Genomic DNA, 15,007 nt, shown 5'->3' with positions numbered 1-15,007 from the left:
CACGAAGACGGCAAGGCGAAGACGGATTCAATGACTTAATCCTGTCGCTGCCGTTTTCACGATCTGCATCAGCATGTCCGGGTAAACGCCCCACGACACCATTAAAACAGTGAGCGATATCAGCACTAGGTTCCCGGCCCAAAATGGCGTGGTATCGCGCACGATATTTTCTGTTGTGGGTGACCCAAACATAACGATAATGATTCTAAGATAATAGTACAAACCAATGGCATTCCCGACCACTAAGACGAAAATCAAAGGCCACAGTTGCGCAGCGACGCCGGCCAGAATCACGTAAAATTCCGCTATGAATCCGACCGTCGGTGGCATGCCCGCCAGTGAAAATAGCGCTATTGCGAATATGCCCGCAAACGCTGGTTTCCGCCAAAAAAGACCGCGATAATCCTCAATAAGAGCCCGATCTTTCGCACCCTCATGTATCGACAATTGGGTGATGACGCCAAAAGCTGCGAGCATCGCGACAAAGTAGGCGATGAGGTAGAACGTGACCGCCTCGATGCCCAAGGCCCCTGCGGCCAGAAATGCTACGAGTACATAGCCAAAGTGAGCGATAGACGAGTAGGCGAGAATTCTTTTCATATTGTTTTGAAGGAGCGCGAGAATGTTTCCCACCAACATTGATGCGATAGCGATGGTACTGAGTACCAAAAATATCAGATAGTCGTGATGCGCGCCTGTCAAAATAAAATAACGGAGTAATAGCGCGAGCATCGCGCCCTTGGAGACGGTGGCAACATAGGCGGTTACCGGCGCCGGCGCGCCTTCGTATACATCAGGTGTCCACATGTGAAAAGGCACTAGCGCGAGCTTAAAGCCCACGCCCGTGACAATCATCACCAAGCCAATCGGCCAGAAATAATCAGTTGCAAAATGGTTGCTTGCCAGTATCAGTCCGATTTGATGAAACTGAATAGTCCCCAGTTGGGCATAGACTAACGCCATTCCTAACAAAAGGAAGGATGAGGAAACACCGGCAAGTACGAGATATTTGATGCTCGCCTCAAGCGAGAGGGTCTCGCTCATGGGGTAGGCAACCAAAGCGAACAAAGAAACGCTTAGGAGTTCTAACCCGAGAAAGAACGACGCAAAATCGCTGCTCGCCACCATTACTGCAGATCCCAGGGTCGCCAGTAATAATAGGATATAGAATTCTTCCCGACGGCCCGGGCGTTCTTCCAGATAGCCATAGGCAAGCACGGCAATAAAAAAGGCGGCCACGATGATAAGCGCGGCATAAAAGAGCGCGTATCGATCGATCATCAACAACGGAGTAACAGCAATGGGCGTGATATGCCAGGCCATCGGTATGGTGGATAGAGCCCCGATAAGCCCCAACAACGTTAACAGAAGGGTCGTCCCGTGGTGCCGATAGAAGGCAATCTGGAGCATGACAACCACCACTGAGACCCCTAGAATAATAAGCGGTAACAGCGCGATCCCGTCTGAATTTATCATGGCCTGGTGCCCGCCAGAGTATGCGGTAGCGCAGCCATATGCTGTAGCCCCATTAATGCCGGACTGGCAAGGCTCAGTACCGACTGTGGGTAGACGCCGAGCCAAATGACGACCAACATTAACACCGACATCATCGACATTTCCCGAACGGAATAGTCCACGAAAACCATATCCTGCGATTTTTTGCCGTGAAACGTTTTCTGGACGAGCGTAAGTGCATAGATGGTTGCCGGGACGAACCCTGCCGTGGCGAGGATCGTCAGCGTCACATGTGCACGATAGGTAGCGAGCAGCGTGAGGAACTCCCCCGGGAAATTTGCAAGCCCTGGTATTCCGAGAGCGGCCATAGCAAAAAACATGCCGATGGCACCCATGCGTGGTGCGATCGACCATATCCCGCCCATCTTCGTCATATCGCGGGTGTGAATGCGTTCCTGCAGTGAACCGACCAGCATAAAGAGTGCGCCGGTGCTAAGACCAGAGGCCAGCATTTGCATAACGCTCCCTTGCAGCGCGAGGGCGTTCCAGGTAAAAACCCCTAAAAGAATGAACGCCATGTGACTGACACTACCGTATGCGACGAGGCGTTTGAGGTCGGTTTGCGCAAACGCTTGAAACGCACCATACAGGATACCAATGACACCGATCGTGAGCGCGATCGGCGTAAAGCGTAAAGCGGCATGCGGAAACAGCGGCACGATAAAACGGAGCAAGCCATAGGCCCCCGTTTGTAGCAATACCCCGGCGAGGATCACGCTGCCGGCCGTCGGTGCTTGGGTATGGGCGTCAGGGAGCCAGGTATGGAACGGCACGGCAGGCAGTTTCACCAGAAACGCAGCAAGAAAGCCGAGCATGAGCCAGGTCGCGATCGCTGGACTCAGGGGCGTGTGCAAAAGCTGAAAGTAATCAAACGTGAGTACTCCAGTATCGGCATAGTGGATCATTGCGAGCGCAATAATGGCGACCAGCATCAGAAGCCCGCTTGCTTGGGTAAAGATAAAGAACTTGATAGCCGCGTAAGCGCGATTTTCGTGGCCCCAAATGCCAATCAGGAGATACATGGGCACCAACATCATTTCCCAGAAAAAAGCGAATAAGAAGAGATCCAGGGCAAGAAACACCCCGAGAGCCGCGGCGAGTACCCATAGCAGGTTAAAGTGAAAGAAGCCGACATGTGTCTTAATTTCCCGCCACGACGTCACGACCGACATGAGGCCTAAAAAGAGCGTAAGGACGACCAACAGAAGGCTTAGGCCATCAAGCGCGAGATGAAAACGAATACCGAGTTGGGGGATCCAAGCCAGGTTCACCGCTGTGATCCACGGCCCTTTTCCTGATAGCCCCACAGCATCGGCATGCCGCTTCCACAAGTCTAACGCCAGAACAAGGTCGGTGGTGAGCGCGAGCAGCGATACCCACCGTGACGCCTGAGGGTTCCAGCGTCCCAATGCCCAGGCGAGAAGCCCCCCGCCAAATAACACCGCGATAAGGCTAATGAGGATCATAGAAAGACCACCATAGTGATAAAGATCACGGAACCGGTGGCGAGAACCATCGTATATCTGCGTAGTTGCCCGTTTTGCGTCGTCGCGGCTAGCCGGTGAGTTCGTCGAGTGACCCATGCGACGCCGTCGTAGACGCTATCGATAAAGTCGTTACGATTGAGATGCGCCCAATACCGATACGGACGGACCAATGCCCGGTCGTATAACCCATCAAAGCCCCAGTCCGTAAACCACAGGCGGTGCACGGCCGCACCGAACCCCGTGTTCGCAAGCCAATGCATGCCACGACCATGGCGGAAAAAGAGCCAGGCAGAGTAAATACCACCGAGCGAAGCAGCGGCCGCGAGTCCCATCAAGGTAAAACGGGTTTCCATATCGCCGTGTGCGGACACCTTGGGCGTCGGTGGCAGGGCTGTGTGGAGGAAATGTGTGAACCACGGCGTGTTACCAAGGCCCGGTGGAAGGTTAATAAACCCTCCGACGAGACAAAGTGCCGAAAGGGCGATGAGCGGGATCATTACGCGGTAGCCCGCCCGGTACTGTGGCCGAATCGGGGTCTTCGATTCTCCAAAGAAAACGAGAAAAACGAGGCGAAAGGCATACATGCCAGTGAGAAATTCGCCAACCCAAGCGGCGGCCCACAGCCACGGGCCGCCGTTGGTCGATGACCAGACGTCTTGGAGAATTAACCCTTTACTATAGAATCCCGCGGTCACCAGGGGCACCGCCGCTAACGTCGAGGCACCAATAAGGAACGGCCAAAATATAAAGGGTAGCTCTTTCCGTAAGCCACCGAGCTTAAAGATGTTGTGCTCATCCCCTGTGGCCTGGATGACGAGGCCCGCGCTGAGGAATAGGAGCGCCTTGAAAAAGGCGTGAACCATGAAGTGAAAAATGGCCGGTGAATAGGCCCCCACCCCGTTGGCCAGAAACATATATCCCACTTGGCTCATAGTGGAATAGGCCAAGACGCGCTTAATATCCCACTGCGTCAAGGCACTAAAGCCCGCCAAGAGAAGTGTGAGTGCGCCACCGATCGCGATAAGGTGTTCGACTGAGGGCGCCAGACCGTACAAGACATGCATACGGGCGATCAGATAGACCCCGGCGGTTACCATGGTCGCGGCGTGGATTAAGGCGCTGACAGGACTAGGCCCGGCCATGGCGTCCGGGAGCCAGGTCTGCAAAGGAAGTTGGGCAGACTTCCCCACGGCGCCGCCCAGTAACAGCAAAGCCGCGGCGATCGGTAAATCAGTGCCGACCGGCCACGCGCGGACGGCGCGCTGCATCAGTTCTTGTATGTTGAGCGTTCCCAGGTGGGTAAACAGCAGAAACAATCCGACCGCCATGGCGACGTCGCCAATCCGGGTGACGATAAAGGCTTTTTGGGCCGCTGCGCCGTTTTCTGGTTTGTCATACCAGAATCCGATCAGCAGATAGCTGCATAGGCCTACGCCTTCCCAGCCGACGAACAGCAATAACAGGTTGTTAGCCAAAAGAAGGATGAGCATGGACGCGACAAACAAATTCATATAAGCGAAAAAGCGGTTGTAGCCGTCGTCGTCGATCATAAACTCAGTAGAGTAAAGGTGAATAAGAAAACCGACGAAGGTCACCACCAGCGTCATAATGAGCGACAGGGGATCTAGATAGAAGGCGATCTTCGGATCAAAGCCCATGACATTGACCCACGTCCAAAGTGTCTGCGTATACGCATGCCCCAGCGGGGGTGTGTGAAGAAATGTGGCGACCACAGCCATAAATACCAACATCGACAGTCCCACCGAGCCCACACCGACGATCGCAATTGCGCGTCGACTGAGCGCACCGGCTGTCACAAAGAGGATCAAAAATCCAAGAAGCGGAAAGGTCGGCACAAGCCACAAGAGGTCTAGCATCTCAGCCTCGCATTTTGCTGATGGAATCGATATCGAGCGTTTTCTGCTGCCGGTCCATCTGGAGAATGAGGGCAAGCCCAATAGACACTTCGACCGCGGCCAGCGTCAGAATCAGAATGAACATAATTTGCCCATCACCACTCCCCCAGCGTGCGCCCGCCACCACAAACGCAAGTCCCGAGGCGTTTAGCATGATCTCTAGTCCTATCAATATGAAAATAATGTTGCGTCGAACAAGCACGCAAATAAGACCGAGCACGAAAAGGACCATGGCCAGAAAAAGTCCGTATGTCATGGGTACGGTTGACATGGGTTAGCTTTCTCCTTTCCGTTCGGGTTGAGCGATACGGTAGGCGCCGACGAGCCCTGCAAGTAGCAGCATGGAGGCTATCTCCACGGCCAGGAGATAGGGGCCAAACAACAGGACCCCGACGGCCTTGGGTCCCACTAATGTTTGACCTGCGGGATGGTTCCCACCCTGACTGAGCATGTCTATTAGTTCAATGAAGAGAATGCTTGAGAGAATAGTGGGCCCCACCCAAATTCTTAGCGTTAGCCACCGCCACTCCTGCGCGATGACCTCTTTGCCGATATTGAGCATCATGACAACAAACACGAACAGCACCACGATCGCGCCTGCGTAAACGATAACCTCTAGCGCAGCGATAAAAGGTGCACCGAGGATATAAAAGACTACCGCCACGGCGAGCAGCGAGACGACGAAATAGAGAAGTGCATGGATGGCATTGAGTCCGGTGATAACCATAACGGTTGCCACGACAGCAACTATAGAGGCAATGTAGAAAGAGATTTCCATAAACGATCCTCTGAAAATAATATTCCCAACCGTGAACGCGATGCCTCATCAAGGCATCAAGCTCTTGACGTCGACTGGTGACACTTCATTTTCTCCGTTGCCCTTGTCTTTTACGCCGACAGCGACGCCCGCGACACGGTAGAAGTTATAATCCGGATATTTGCCGGTTCCGCTAATAGTCAGATGCTCTTTCTCGTAAACAAGGTTCGTTCGGTCGTACTCACACATCTCAAAATCAGGCGTAAGCTGAATGGCGTATGTTGGGCACGCTTCTTCGCATAACCCGCAGAAAATGCAACGCGAGAAGTTGATGCGAAAGAACTCTGGATAACGCCGCCCCTCCGAATCCTCGGTTGCTTGCAAGGCAATGCAATCGACGGGGCACGCAACCGCACAGAGATAGCAGGCGACACAACGCTCCTCGCCATCAGGATCACGCGAAAGAATGATGCGCCCACGCCAGCGTGGTGGCAGATAGGGTTGTTCATCGGGGTATTGGATGGTCACGCGTCGTGCAAACGTGTGACGTAAAACTTCCCAGATCGTTTTTAAGGAACTCCCAATGGGGCCATCAAGTATCATTTGACGTATCCTTGTCCATTACCGATGCAACACCAATACTACGGCACCCGTTATCGCCAGATTGCCTAACGAAACTGGCAACATAACCTTCCAGCCATAGGCCATTATCTGGTCGTAACGAGGCCGCGGCAACGCCGCGCGTAACAGAATAAAAAAGGCGATCCAGAAAAGGAGCTTAATAAGAAACCAGACGATAGGCGGCAGCCACGGACCTAGCCAGCCACCAAAGAAAAGGGTCGTAATCAGGGCCGCTATAAGAATTACGCCGATGTACTCACCAACAAAAAACAGACCGAACTTGAGCCCTGAGTACTCGGTGTGAAAACCGGCAATCAATTCGGCGTCTCCCTCTGGCAGGTCAAAAGGAAGTCGCCGCGCTTCCGCGATACCCGCTATCACGAAAACGATAAACCCGAAAACCTGTGGAATACAAAACCACAGGCCTTTCTGGGATTCGACGATCTGGCGGAGATTGAATGACCCCGATAGGGCGACTACACCTAGTAGAGACAGGCCCATGAAGACTTCATAACTTAACATTTGAGCGGCACCACGGAGGGCACCTAAAAGGCTGTATTTATTATTCGAGGACCAGCCCGCCAATACGATACTGTAGACGCTCAGCGATGACATACCGAGCACAAACAAAAGGCCGATGTTGAGGTTAGCAACGCCGATAGCGGGAGCCAGAGGTATCACGGCGAATGCCAGGAGTGTCGTAATCACAATGATCATTGGTGCCAATACAAACGTTGGTTTGTCGACAAACGCCGGTATCCAATCATCTTTGAAGAATATCTTGATCATGTCGGCCACAACTTGCAGTAAGCCGAACGGGCCGACTCGGTTAGGCCCATAACGATCCTGCCATAATGCCAGTAGACGCCGTTCAACCCAGATCAGACCAGCGCTCATGCCAAGTACCGCAAAAAGGATACCGAAGACGTTTAGGAGGCCGGCGGCGATGGGGGTCATAGAGGCAACCCTCGGGCCAACGTACCCCAGGCGGGCAACGATGCTGTCGGGATACCCGGCAGGCCGGCGGGCAAACCGGCGATACCAACGGGCAGGTCGTTCATAAGCTGGATGGGTAGGTCATAAACAGTGCCGTTGATAGTCAGGCCTACCCGACAATCCCCGGCACCGCCAAAAGCGGCAGCATCTTCGGGGTTTAAGCAGAGATAGGGCGTCGGTGAGCGGTCCGCCACTGCCGGTGCCTGGGCGCTCAGTTCTTCACTGCCGAACACATAATACAGCGGCAGCACCAACCATTCCTGACTTCGGCGCTGGAATGCGGCGGGCACCTCGACAGCATAGATGGGTATGGCCGTTGGCGCCGGTTCGATAAGCCGTACGCCCGGATCACCACCGCGCAACGGTCCCCCCACTTCACTCTGAAACTTGGCGGTCGCCGCCACCGAATTCCAGCGCGGCGCCCAGTAGACCGGAATCAGCGCCGCAGGCGGCGGGTTTAGGGCGCCTTCCATGGAAAATGCAAAAGGGGAATCCCGGTCGGTTGGTGGCCGATGTTCGCTTATGTGTTCCTGCGCGTGTATGGCGGTGCGGCCACTGGCGCGATGCGGTTCTCGCGGGATCTTTTGCCCAACGATCCGAAAGTTGGCATTGGGTGCCGCCTCGGGAATAGAATGCAGTAGCGGTACAGTCTGAGCGCAAGCAGCCGTCACGTCATCAAGACGATTCCAACCGGACGCCGGTTCAGATCCGCGTATCGCGGCAATGTCGCGGACCCATCGCCAGCTCTCTTGAACATTTTCACTAGGCCCTACTGTACTAAAGAACCGTTGTGCACGCGCCTCGCTGCTGACGAAAGTGCCCGACCCTTCGGCAAACGTGGCCGCCGGCAATCGGCAATCGGCCAGGGCGGTCGTGTTATTGGCCGTGTGGTCGATGACAATCACGTGACCGGCTACTTTCAGAAACGCATCTACCGAAGACTGAGACGCCCGCCGGTAAAGGTCATTTTCCAGAACAATGACTGTTGGCGCCCCGTCCTCATGGACAACCGCAAAGGCTTCACTGAGGCGGTGTCCGCCGATCATCGCCAATCCCAAACTGTTGACTTCGGCGACCGTTAAACAAAGTTGGGCGTCCTTGCCGATTTCGCAGAGTGCCGCCACCACATTGGCCGCGGCGTGGATCACTGCCGGACTGGCGCAGCCGATCCCGGAGATGATCAGCGGATGACTTGCTTGCCGCAGCGCCGCAGCGATCGCGGCGGCCCGGCTTCCCATCTCGTCGGTCAAGTCCGTTACTGCCGGTGCTTGGGTGCTCAGTTCATGGGCGACGGCAAATCCCAGCCGTGCGATATCGTCGGGCGCGGCGCGAAAAAGCCCCCTTGCGATATCGTCAAGACGTGTGGCATTGGGGGTCGCGATGTAAATCGGGGAGGCGGCCTCCAAAGCGCTGGCTTGGCGCGCCGCACGATCAAGCCAGGGCGCGATGTGCAAAGTTTCAAGAAGTCCACCAAACGCGGTACGCAGGGCCTGGCGTAAGGCTAGCGCCAAGCGGGGAGCGGTGTTGGACACATCCTCGCCGAGAATAAAGACCGCGTCGGCTCGCTCTACATCGTAGAGAGAGGCAATTTTGGCGGGGCTTCGCTGTAGAATATCGAGGATGATCGCCACGAGGTGGGTATCAGTGTCCGACGTACCTAAATAGAACCGATCGGCGCCGACCAGTGTTTTGAGTGCGAAGTTGGCTTCAAGGGAAGCGCGCGGCGAGCCTATACCGATAAGCCTCCTGTCGTTACGGACAAGGTCTGCCATGGCCGCCAACGTCTGCGGCTTCGTCGCCAACGCCGATCGTTCATAAGTGCCCAGCGAAGGTTGGCGCAACCGGTTATCGTTGTTGACAAACTCATAGCCAAACCGGCCCCGATCGCAAAGGAAATAGCCGTTTACCTGGCCATTGTAACGATTCAAGATGCGGCGTACCTTCCCGTATCGTTCACCGACAATAATGTTGCAACCTAACCCACAGTGGACGCATACCGATGGCGATGTCTGTAGGTCCCATTTGCGCGTGTAGTGTTTTTTTAGGGTCTTGTCAGTAAAAACACCGGTCGGGCAGATCTCGACAAGATTGCCACTAAACTCGCTTTCTAGGGTACCGTCCGTATGACGCCCGAAGTAGACATGATCTTTGGAGGCAAAGGCCCGAAGGTCATGGCCTCCCGCGTAATCCTGATAAAAGCGGATGCACCGGTAGCAGGTAATGCAACGATTCATCTCGTGGTTAATGCACGGGCCGAGATCCTGATTGCGAAACGTCCGTTTCTTGAATCGGTACCGGCGATAAGTGTGACCGGACATCACCGTCATGTCCTGCAAATGACATTCACCGCCTTCGTCACAGATGGGACAATCATGGGGGTGATTCTCCATAAGCCATTCAATGACGTGGGCGCGAAATTCCCGCACTTGCGGATCGTTCACAGAAATGCGCATACCATCTTTTATGGGCGTCATACAAGACATGACCACGCGTCCTTGGGTGTCCTTTTCATCACGAAACTCTTTTACCGCACATTGGCGACAAGCGCCGACTGCCCCCAGTGCTGGATGCCAACAGAAGTAGGGAATATCCATACCCAACGTTAGGCACTGCTGAAGCAGGCTCTGGCCCGAACAGACCTCGTAAGGCTGGTTGTCAATGAAGATTGTCGCCATTTACGTTCTCCAAGGACAATGTTTGTCGTGCACATGACGTTCAAAATCGGCTTTAAAATACTTTAGGCCGCTTTCGAGGGATGCAGTTGCGCCTGGAGCCAGTGCGCAGTAGGTATATCCGGAACCCAAAAATTTCGCATGAACCGCCAGTTCGTCTAAATCCTCTGTTTTGCCTGCGCCCTCGTCAATCGCAACCAGCATTTTCGCGATCCATGGGAGCCCTTCGCGGCAGGGGGTACACCAGCCACAAGATTCTTGCGCAAAGAAGCGCTGCAGGCTCACCAACATATCCACCGGACAGGTCTTATCATCGAGGATAATCATCGTGCCGGTGCCCATACGACTCCCCAACGCCTGCAGTGAATCAAAATCCATGCTGACGTCTAACCCTTCTTCAAGGACAAACGCGGTCGACGCGCCGCCCGGTAACAGCGCCCGAAACTTCAGTCCCGCGCGCATCCCGCCGGCATGTTCTTCAAGAATTTCACGCATGGAAGTGCCCATCGGCAGTTCCCACGCGCCCGGATGCCGCACCTTGCCGCTCACACCATAGATCTTCGTGCCGCCGGCTTTAGTGATGCTGAGGCCCTTGTACCAGGCGACCCCGTTATTCACGATGTGCGGCACATTGCAAAGGGTTTCAACGTTGTTAACAACAGTCGGTTTGCCCCACAAGCCACTTGCTGTGGCATGGCTATCTTTGCGCGGCATGGCGCGCTTCCCTTCAATGGCGTTTAACATGGCGCTCGATTCTCCGCATATGTAGCGACCTGCACTGGTGTGCAGATAGATATCCAAGCTATATCCGGAACCCAGGATATTTTTTCCGAGGTAGCCCTTGTCGTAGGCTTCGGCTATGGCCTTCGTGAGCCGCTGCGCGGCACGATTGTAGGCCCAGCGCAAAAATATATAGGCAATATCAGCTTGAATGGCATAACCACTCACGATGGTCGCCTCAATCATCTGATGCGGATCCCCCTCTAAAAGGAAGCGATCTTTAAATGTTCCCGGTTCCATTTCATCCGCATTGACGACCAAATACTTCGGGTGCCGCGCGTCCTTGCCGAGCTCCATATGGTTCCATTTCTTTCCCGTAGGAAAGCCGGCGCCGCCGCAACCGCGTAAGCCGGCATCGAGCACCAAGTTCGTAATATGGGCGGGCTCCAGACTGAGAAGTGCGGTACGCAGAGCCCGATACCCCCCCGCTTGTTCATATTCCCGCAGGTTAAGAGGTTCACGACCGGGATCGATGTTGGCCGTAAGGGGTTTGTCGTATGGCATAATGTTTTTATTCATATTTCTGCAAAATTACATCGATCTGATCCACCTGAAGGTCACCGTGTAGATCCAGTCCGACCATCATAGCCGGTGCATGGTCGCAGGCCCCCAAACACGGTATCGGCAAGAGAGTAAATCGCTTGTCGGCGGTTGTTTCGCCGAGTTCAGCGCCCAGACGGGTAATGAGGGCATCGCGTATGGCCCGATAACCTGTAATCCAGCAACTGACGTTGTCGCAGATAAGAATGGTGTGTCTTCCGACGGGCCGCCTAAACACCAAGTTATAGAAAGTCGCCACACCCTCCAATTCCTCGTAAGGCATATCTAAAAACGCAGCCACCTCTTTGACATCTTCGTCGGACACCCAGCCACAGCGGCGTTGGACAATTTTTAATGCCTCAACACTCGCCCCTTGTTTGGTGGCGTAACGGGGGTATTGGGCCTCTATTTCCTGTTGTTCGTCGATAGTCAGCATGGGCATCCTCAGCGGTCAACGTCGGCCATAACAAAATCTATACTGCCGAGTGTGGCGATCAGATCGGGAATCATGAATCCGCGCGAAATCAAAGGAATCATTTGCAGGTGGGGGAAAGAGGGTGTGCGAATGCGCGTGCGGTAGGACATCGTGCTTCCATCGCTTACCAAGTAATAGCCATTCGCCCCCTTGGTGGCCTCAATATTCTGGAATGCCTCGCCGGGAGGCATAACTGGGCCCCAACTGACGCCTAAAAAGTGGTTAATCAGCGTTTCTATATCGTGCATGGTGTGGTCTTTGAGCGGCGGTGTCGTAAGGTGGTGACGGGCCTTATATTCGCCTACTGGCATATGGGCAAGGCACTGCTCTATTATGCGCACGCTCTGACGGAGCTCCTGGACGCGGACCCAACACCGGTCATAAGAGTCGCCATGCGTGGCTATAGGAATGTCGAACTCGAATTGATCGTACCCGGAATACGGTTGTTTCTTTCGAAAGTCCCACTCCAAGCCACAAGCCCGCAGGCCGGCACCCGTGACACCCCACTCGATGGCTTCATCCACGGTATACTGACCGACCCCTTGGGTGCGTTTTTTCAAAATCTTATTGCCCATAAGCATGCGATCGTAGTGATCCATGCGCGGCTTGAAGTACGTCAAAAAATCCGCCACCAAACGATCCCAGCCCTCCGGTAAGTCATGCGCGACCCCGCCAATGCGAAACCAGCTCGGGTGCATGCGGCCACCGCAAATCGCTTCGACAATGTCAAAAACGCGCTCGCGGTCAGAAAACATATAAAACACCGGCGACAGGGCACCGATGTCTTGGACAAACGTACCGTAAAAAACGAGGTGACTCGCAATTCGAAAAAACTCCGCCATCATGACCCTAATTACCTTGACGCGATCGGGTACCACGATCCCCGCCAATTTCTCGACTGCTAAAACATAGGGCAAGTTATTCATCACGCCGCCCAAATAATCGATGCGGTCGGTATAGGGGATATAGCTGTGCCAAGACTGGCGCTCCGCCATTTTTTCGGCACCACGGTGGTGATACCCGATATCAGGCACGGCGTCGACGATCTCCTCACCATCCAATTGCAAGATAATGCGGAATACGCCGTGTACGCCGGGGTGGTTGGGTCCAAGATTAAGAAACATAAAGTCGGTATTGCCGTCGCCGCTTTTCATGCCCCAGTCTTCAGGCTTGAACCGCAAAGCCTCTTGTTCCCGATCCTGTTTGTCGTCGGGGAGCCTATACTCGCCCATCTCGGTAGCGCGTGCGGGGTGCTCTTTGCGCAGTGGGTGCCCGTCCCATGTTGGTGGGAGCAGGAGTCGTGTCATGTGTAGGTGCCCATCAAACGTGATGCCAAACATGTCCCAAACCTCACGCTCGTACCAATTTGCCGCGGGCCACGTATCGGTGATGGTTGGAAGCGACGGATACTCCCCGAGCAGGGCCACTTTTATTCGCAGACTGGCATTGCGCTCAAAAGATAGGAGGTGATAGACAACCGTAAAATCGCTTGGCGGCTGGCCTTCACGGTGATTGCGTACCCGTTCGTCGATGGCGGTCATGTCGTATAGCATCCGGTACGGCCTGTCGATGCTCGATTTTAGGTAGCGAAGCACGGCATGAAATGTATCTTTCGCGACCCAAATCATGGGAATGTCTGCATCGCATGCAGGTTGCGAGACGAAATGATCTTGCCCGAATATACGGTGTAAATCGCAGATGGCGGCATCCGAACTGCCCATTGTGGCTCCTGACGTTCTGCGGGTGGCATGAGCCACCAAGAATGTTTTAAGGGCGAGGGGCGGCGTACCGTATGCAGTTCCGCGTGAACTCCCCGAGATCCAGCATCTCTCCTAACGCATCCTATTTTACAAAACAGTCTGCAGGCATAGTCTGTCTTGTGTCCGTGCGCCAGTTAACATTGCGTCAACGCTTTGCATCAGTATCCGGTAAATTCACGTGCTCAACATCAGCTCTTGTGCAAACAACTGGCAATCTGCAGCTCAAGCAGTATGTCCCTTAAACCTTATCCATATGTCTAAGACCTGTAACTTTGATTCTTTCAGCGTTATCTAAGTCGCGTTGGCTTGGTTTCGGAGACCGCTCTGTGGTCTGTGGCCCTAAAGTCCAACTCAATGGACGCCGCTCTTTTCCTATTGATTCTTGAAGCAAAATGAGGCCTTGCAACAGGGCATCCGGCCGAGGCGGACAACCTGGCACATACACGTCGACGGGTATAATCTTGTCGACCCCTTGTACGACACTGTAAATATCGTACATCCCCCCAGAATTAGCGCAGGAGCCCATGGATATCACCCAACGTGGGGCCATCATCTGTTCATATAAGCGCTTCAGTACGGGCGCCATCTTCATGAACACAGTCCCTGACACGACCATCAAGTCCGCTTGTCGTGGACTGCCTCTAATGATTTCCGAACCAAACCGTGCAATGTCGTATTTGCTGGTGAAACTTGTTGCCATTTCTACATAGCAACAAGAAAGCCCAAAGTTAAAAGGCCAGACAGAGTTTTTGCGACCCCAGGAAACAAGATCTTCAAGGCGCGTTAGCAGCACGTTGCGCCGGACGTTGTCGTCGATCGTCCCTGTATCGATTGATTCAGGGGGCTTGTTAGATGTTTCAGTTAATTGCCACTTCATTGCTTCGTTTCCCCTCGTCGTTCTGCGGTGACCACCAGTGGCCGACGTCCGGTTGGCGCCCACTCAAGTGCCCCTGTTCGCCACAGGTATGCCAATGCCGCCACGAGCATCATGATAAATGCGAGCGCCTCAAAATAGCCGGGCCAACCGACCGTGCGCACAACGACGGACCATGCAAAGAGATATACCGTCTCTAGATCAAATATCACAAAGAACATGGCGATAAGATAAAATTTTGCCGGTACGCGAAAGCGGGCATTGCCGACCGTGACAATGCCGGACTCGAATATGTCGTTGGTTGCTCGGCCGATCGTGCGTTCGCCGAGTATCGAAGAGACAGCGAGGATCGTGACAACGAGAGCAATAACAACAAAAAAATAGACGACTAGCGGCCAAAGTATTGGAGGCACAGCGACGATGAGCTGGGTCATACGAAAGCTACCCCCCCATAATAGTAAACCACTGAAGAGTTACAACTCATACCATAGATTCCTGTATCAGTAAATAGGTTGCGGTAAATTTGTTCTCAGCCACCTCCGAGCGTTGCGGGCGCCGAGTATTCGTCATGCGCAGATAATCGAATACGCGACGGATGCGGAAGCAGGATGTGC

Annotated in this window: 13 protein-coding genes; all 13 read right to left on the bottom strand. The window is 54.1% G+C overall.

All coding sequences use genetic code 11. The features are described from left to right. Window positions 1-27: 27 nt before the first annotated feature. The 13 genes from AFERRID_RS00415 to ndhC all read right to left on the bottom strand — a co-directional run bounded on the left by AFERRID_RS00415 (window position 28) and on the right by ndhC (window position 14,827). Entirely contained in the window at window positions 28-1,476 is a 1,449-nt protein-coding gene (locus tag AFERRID_RS00415; RefSeq protein WP_071183018.1) for an NADH-quinone oxidoreductase subunit N, read from the bottom strand. After that, entirely contained in the window at window positions 1,473-2,981 is a 1,509-nt protein-coding gene (locus AFERRID_RS00410) for a complex I subunit 4 family protein (RefSeq protein ID WP_071183019.1), read from the bottom strand. The genes AFERRID_RS00415 and AFERRID_RS00410 overlap by 4 nt, the downstream gene beginning before the upstream one ends. Next, window positions 2,978-4,879 carry an NADH-quinone oxidoreductase subunit L gene (nuoL, locus tag AFERRID_RS00405; RefSeq protein WP_071183020.1) on the bottom strand — a complete coding sequence of 634 codons (1,902 nt, stop codon included), beginning with the start codon at window positions 4,877-4,879 and terminating at the stop codon, window positions 2,978-2,980. Before nuoL ends, AFERRID_RS00410 begins: the two co-directional genes overlap by 4 nt. Before the next feature lies 1 nt (window position 4,880). Beyond that, the gene (nuoK, locus tag AFERRID_RS00400) at window positions 4,881-5,189 is read right to left on the bottom strand and encodes an NADH-quinone oxidoreductase subunit NuoK (protein ID WP_035195063.1); all 309 of its coding nucleotides are present in this window, start codon (window positions 5,187-5,189) and stop codon (window positions 4,881-4,883) included. A gap of 3 nt (window positions 5,190-5,192) precedes the next feature. Further along, window positions 5,193-5,696 (bottom strand): NADH-quinone oxidoreductase subunit J, encoded by a 504-nt coding sequence (gene nuoJ, locus AFERRID_RS00395; RefSeq protein WP_071183021.1) that lies wholly within the window; start codon window positions 5,694-5,696, stop codon window positions 5,193-5,195. 48 nt (window positions 5,697-5,744) lie between these two features. After that, the gene (gene nuoI, locus AFERRID_RS00390) at window positions 5,745-6,278 is read right to left on the bottom strand and encodes an NADH-quinone oxidoreductase subunit NuoI (protein WP_035195059.1); all 534 of its coding nucleotides are present in this window, start codon (window positions 6,276-6,278) and stop codon (window positions 5,745-5,747) included. Window positions 6,279-6,296: 18 nt separating this feature from the next. After that, complete coding sequence (nuoH, locus tag AFERRID_RS00385; RefSeq protein WP_071183022.1) at window positions 6,297-7,253, bottom strand: NADH-quinone oxidoreductase subunit NuoH; 957 nt, start codon at window positions 7,251-7,253, stop codon at window positions 6,297-6,299. Continuing rightward, on the bottom strand, window positions 7,250-9,967 hold the full coding sequence (gene nuoG / locus AFERRID_RS00380; RefSeq protein ID WP_071183023.1) for an NADH-quinone oxidoreductase subunit NuoG: 2,718 nt from the start codon (window positions 9,965-9,967) through the stop codon (window positions 7,250-7,252). The genes nuoH and nuoG overlap by 4 nt, the downstream gene beginning before the upstream one ends. Further along, window positions 9,968-11,263 (bottom strand): complex I 51 kDa subunit family protein, encoded by a 1,296-nt coding sequence (locus AFERRID_RS00375; RefSeq protein WP_197722461.1) that lies wholly within the window; start codon window positions 11,261-11,263, stop codon window positions 9,968-9,970. It abuts the gene before it with no gap. Continuing rightward, window positions 11,256-11,720 (bottom strand): NADH-quinone oxidoreductase subunit NuoE, encoded by a 465-nt coding sequence (gene nuoE / locus AFERRID_RS00370; RefSeq protein ID WP_065414331.1) that lies wholly within the window; start codon window positions 11,718-11,720, stop codon window positions 11,256-11,258. The genes AFERRID_RS00375 and nuoE overlap by 8 nt, the downstream gene beginning before the upstream one ends. Before the next feature lie 8 nt (window positions 11,721-11,728). Further along, entirely contained in the window at window positions 11,729-13,480 is a 1,752-nt protein-coding gene (gene nuoC, locus AFERRID_RS00365) for an NADH-quinone oxidoreductase subunit C/D (RefSeq protein WP_126604122.1), read from the bottom strand. Between the two features lie 277 nt (window positions 13,481-13,757). After that, window positions 13,758-14,396 carry a NuoB/complex I 20 kDa subunit family protein gene (locus AFERRID_RS00360; protein ID WP_071183026.1) on the bottom strand — a complete coding sequence of 213 codons (639 nt, stop codon included), beginning with the start codon at window positions 14,394-14,396 and terminating at the stop codon, window positions 13,758-13,760. Then, window positions 14,393-14,827, bottom strand: a complete 435-nt coding sequence (gene ndhC, locus AFERRID_RS00355) for an NADH-quinone oxidoreductase subunit A (RefSeq protein WP_071183027.1) — start codon at window positions 14,825-14,827, stop codon at window positions 14,393-14,395. Before ndhC ends, AFERRID_RS00360 begins: the two co-directional genes overlap by 4 nt. Window positions 14,828-15,007 lie beyond the last annotated feature (180 nt).

Source organism: Acidithiobacillus ferridurans, assembly GCF_003966655.1.
Classification (GTDB): domain Bacteria; phylum Pseudomonadota; class Gammaproteobacteria; order Acidithiobacillales; family Acidithiobacillaceae; genus Acidithiobacillus; species Acidithiobacillus ferridurans.
Note: the sequence above shows the minus strand (reverse complement) of the source record. Positions and strands in the feature narration are given on the sequence as shown.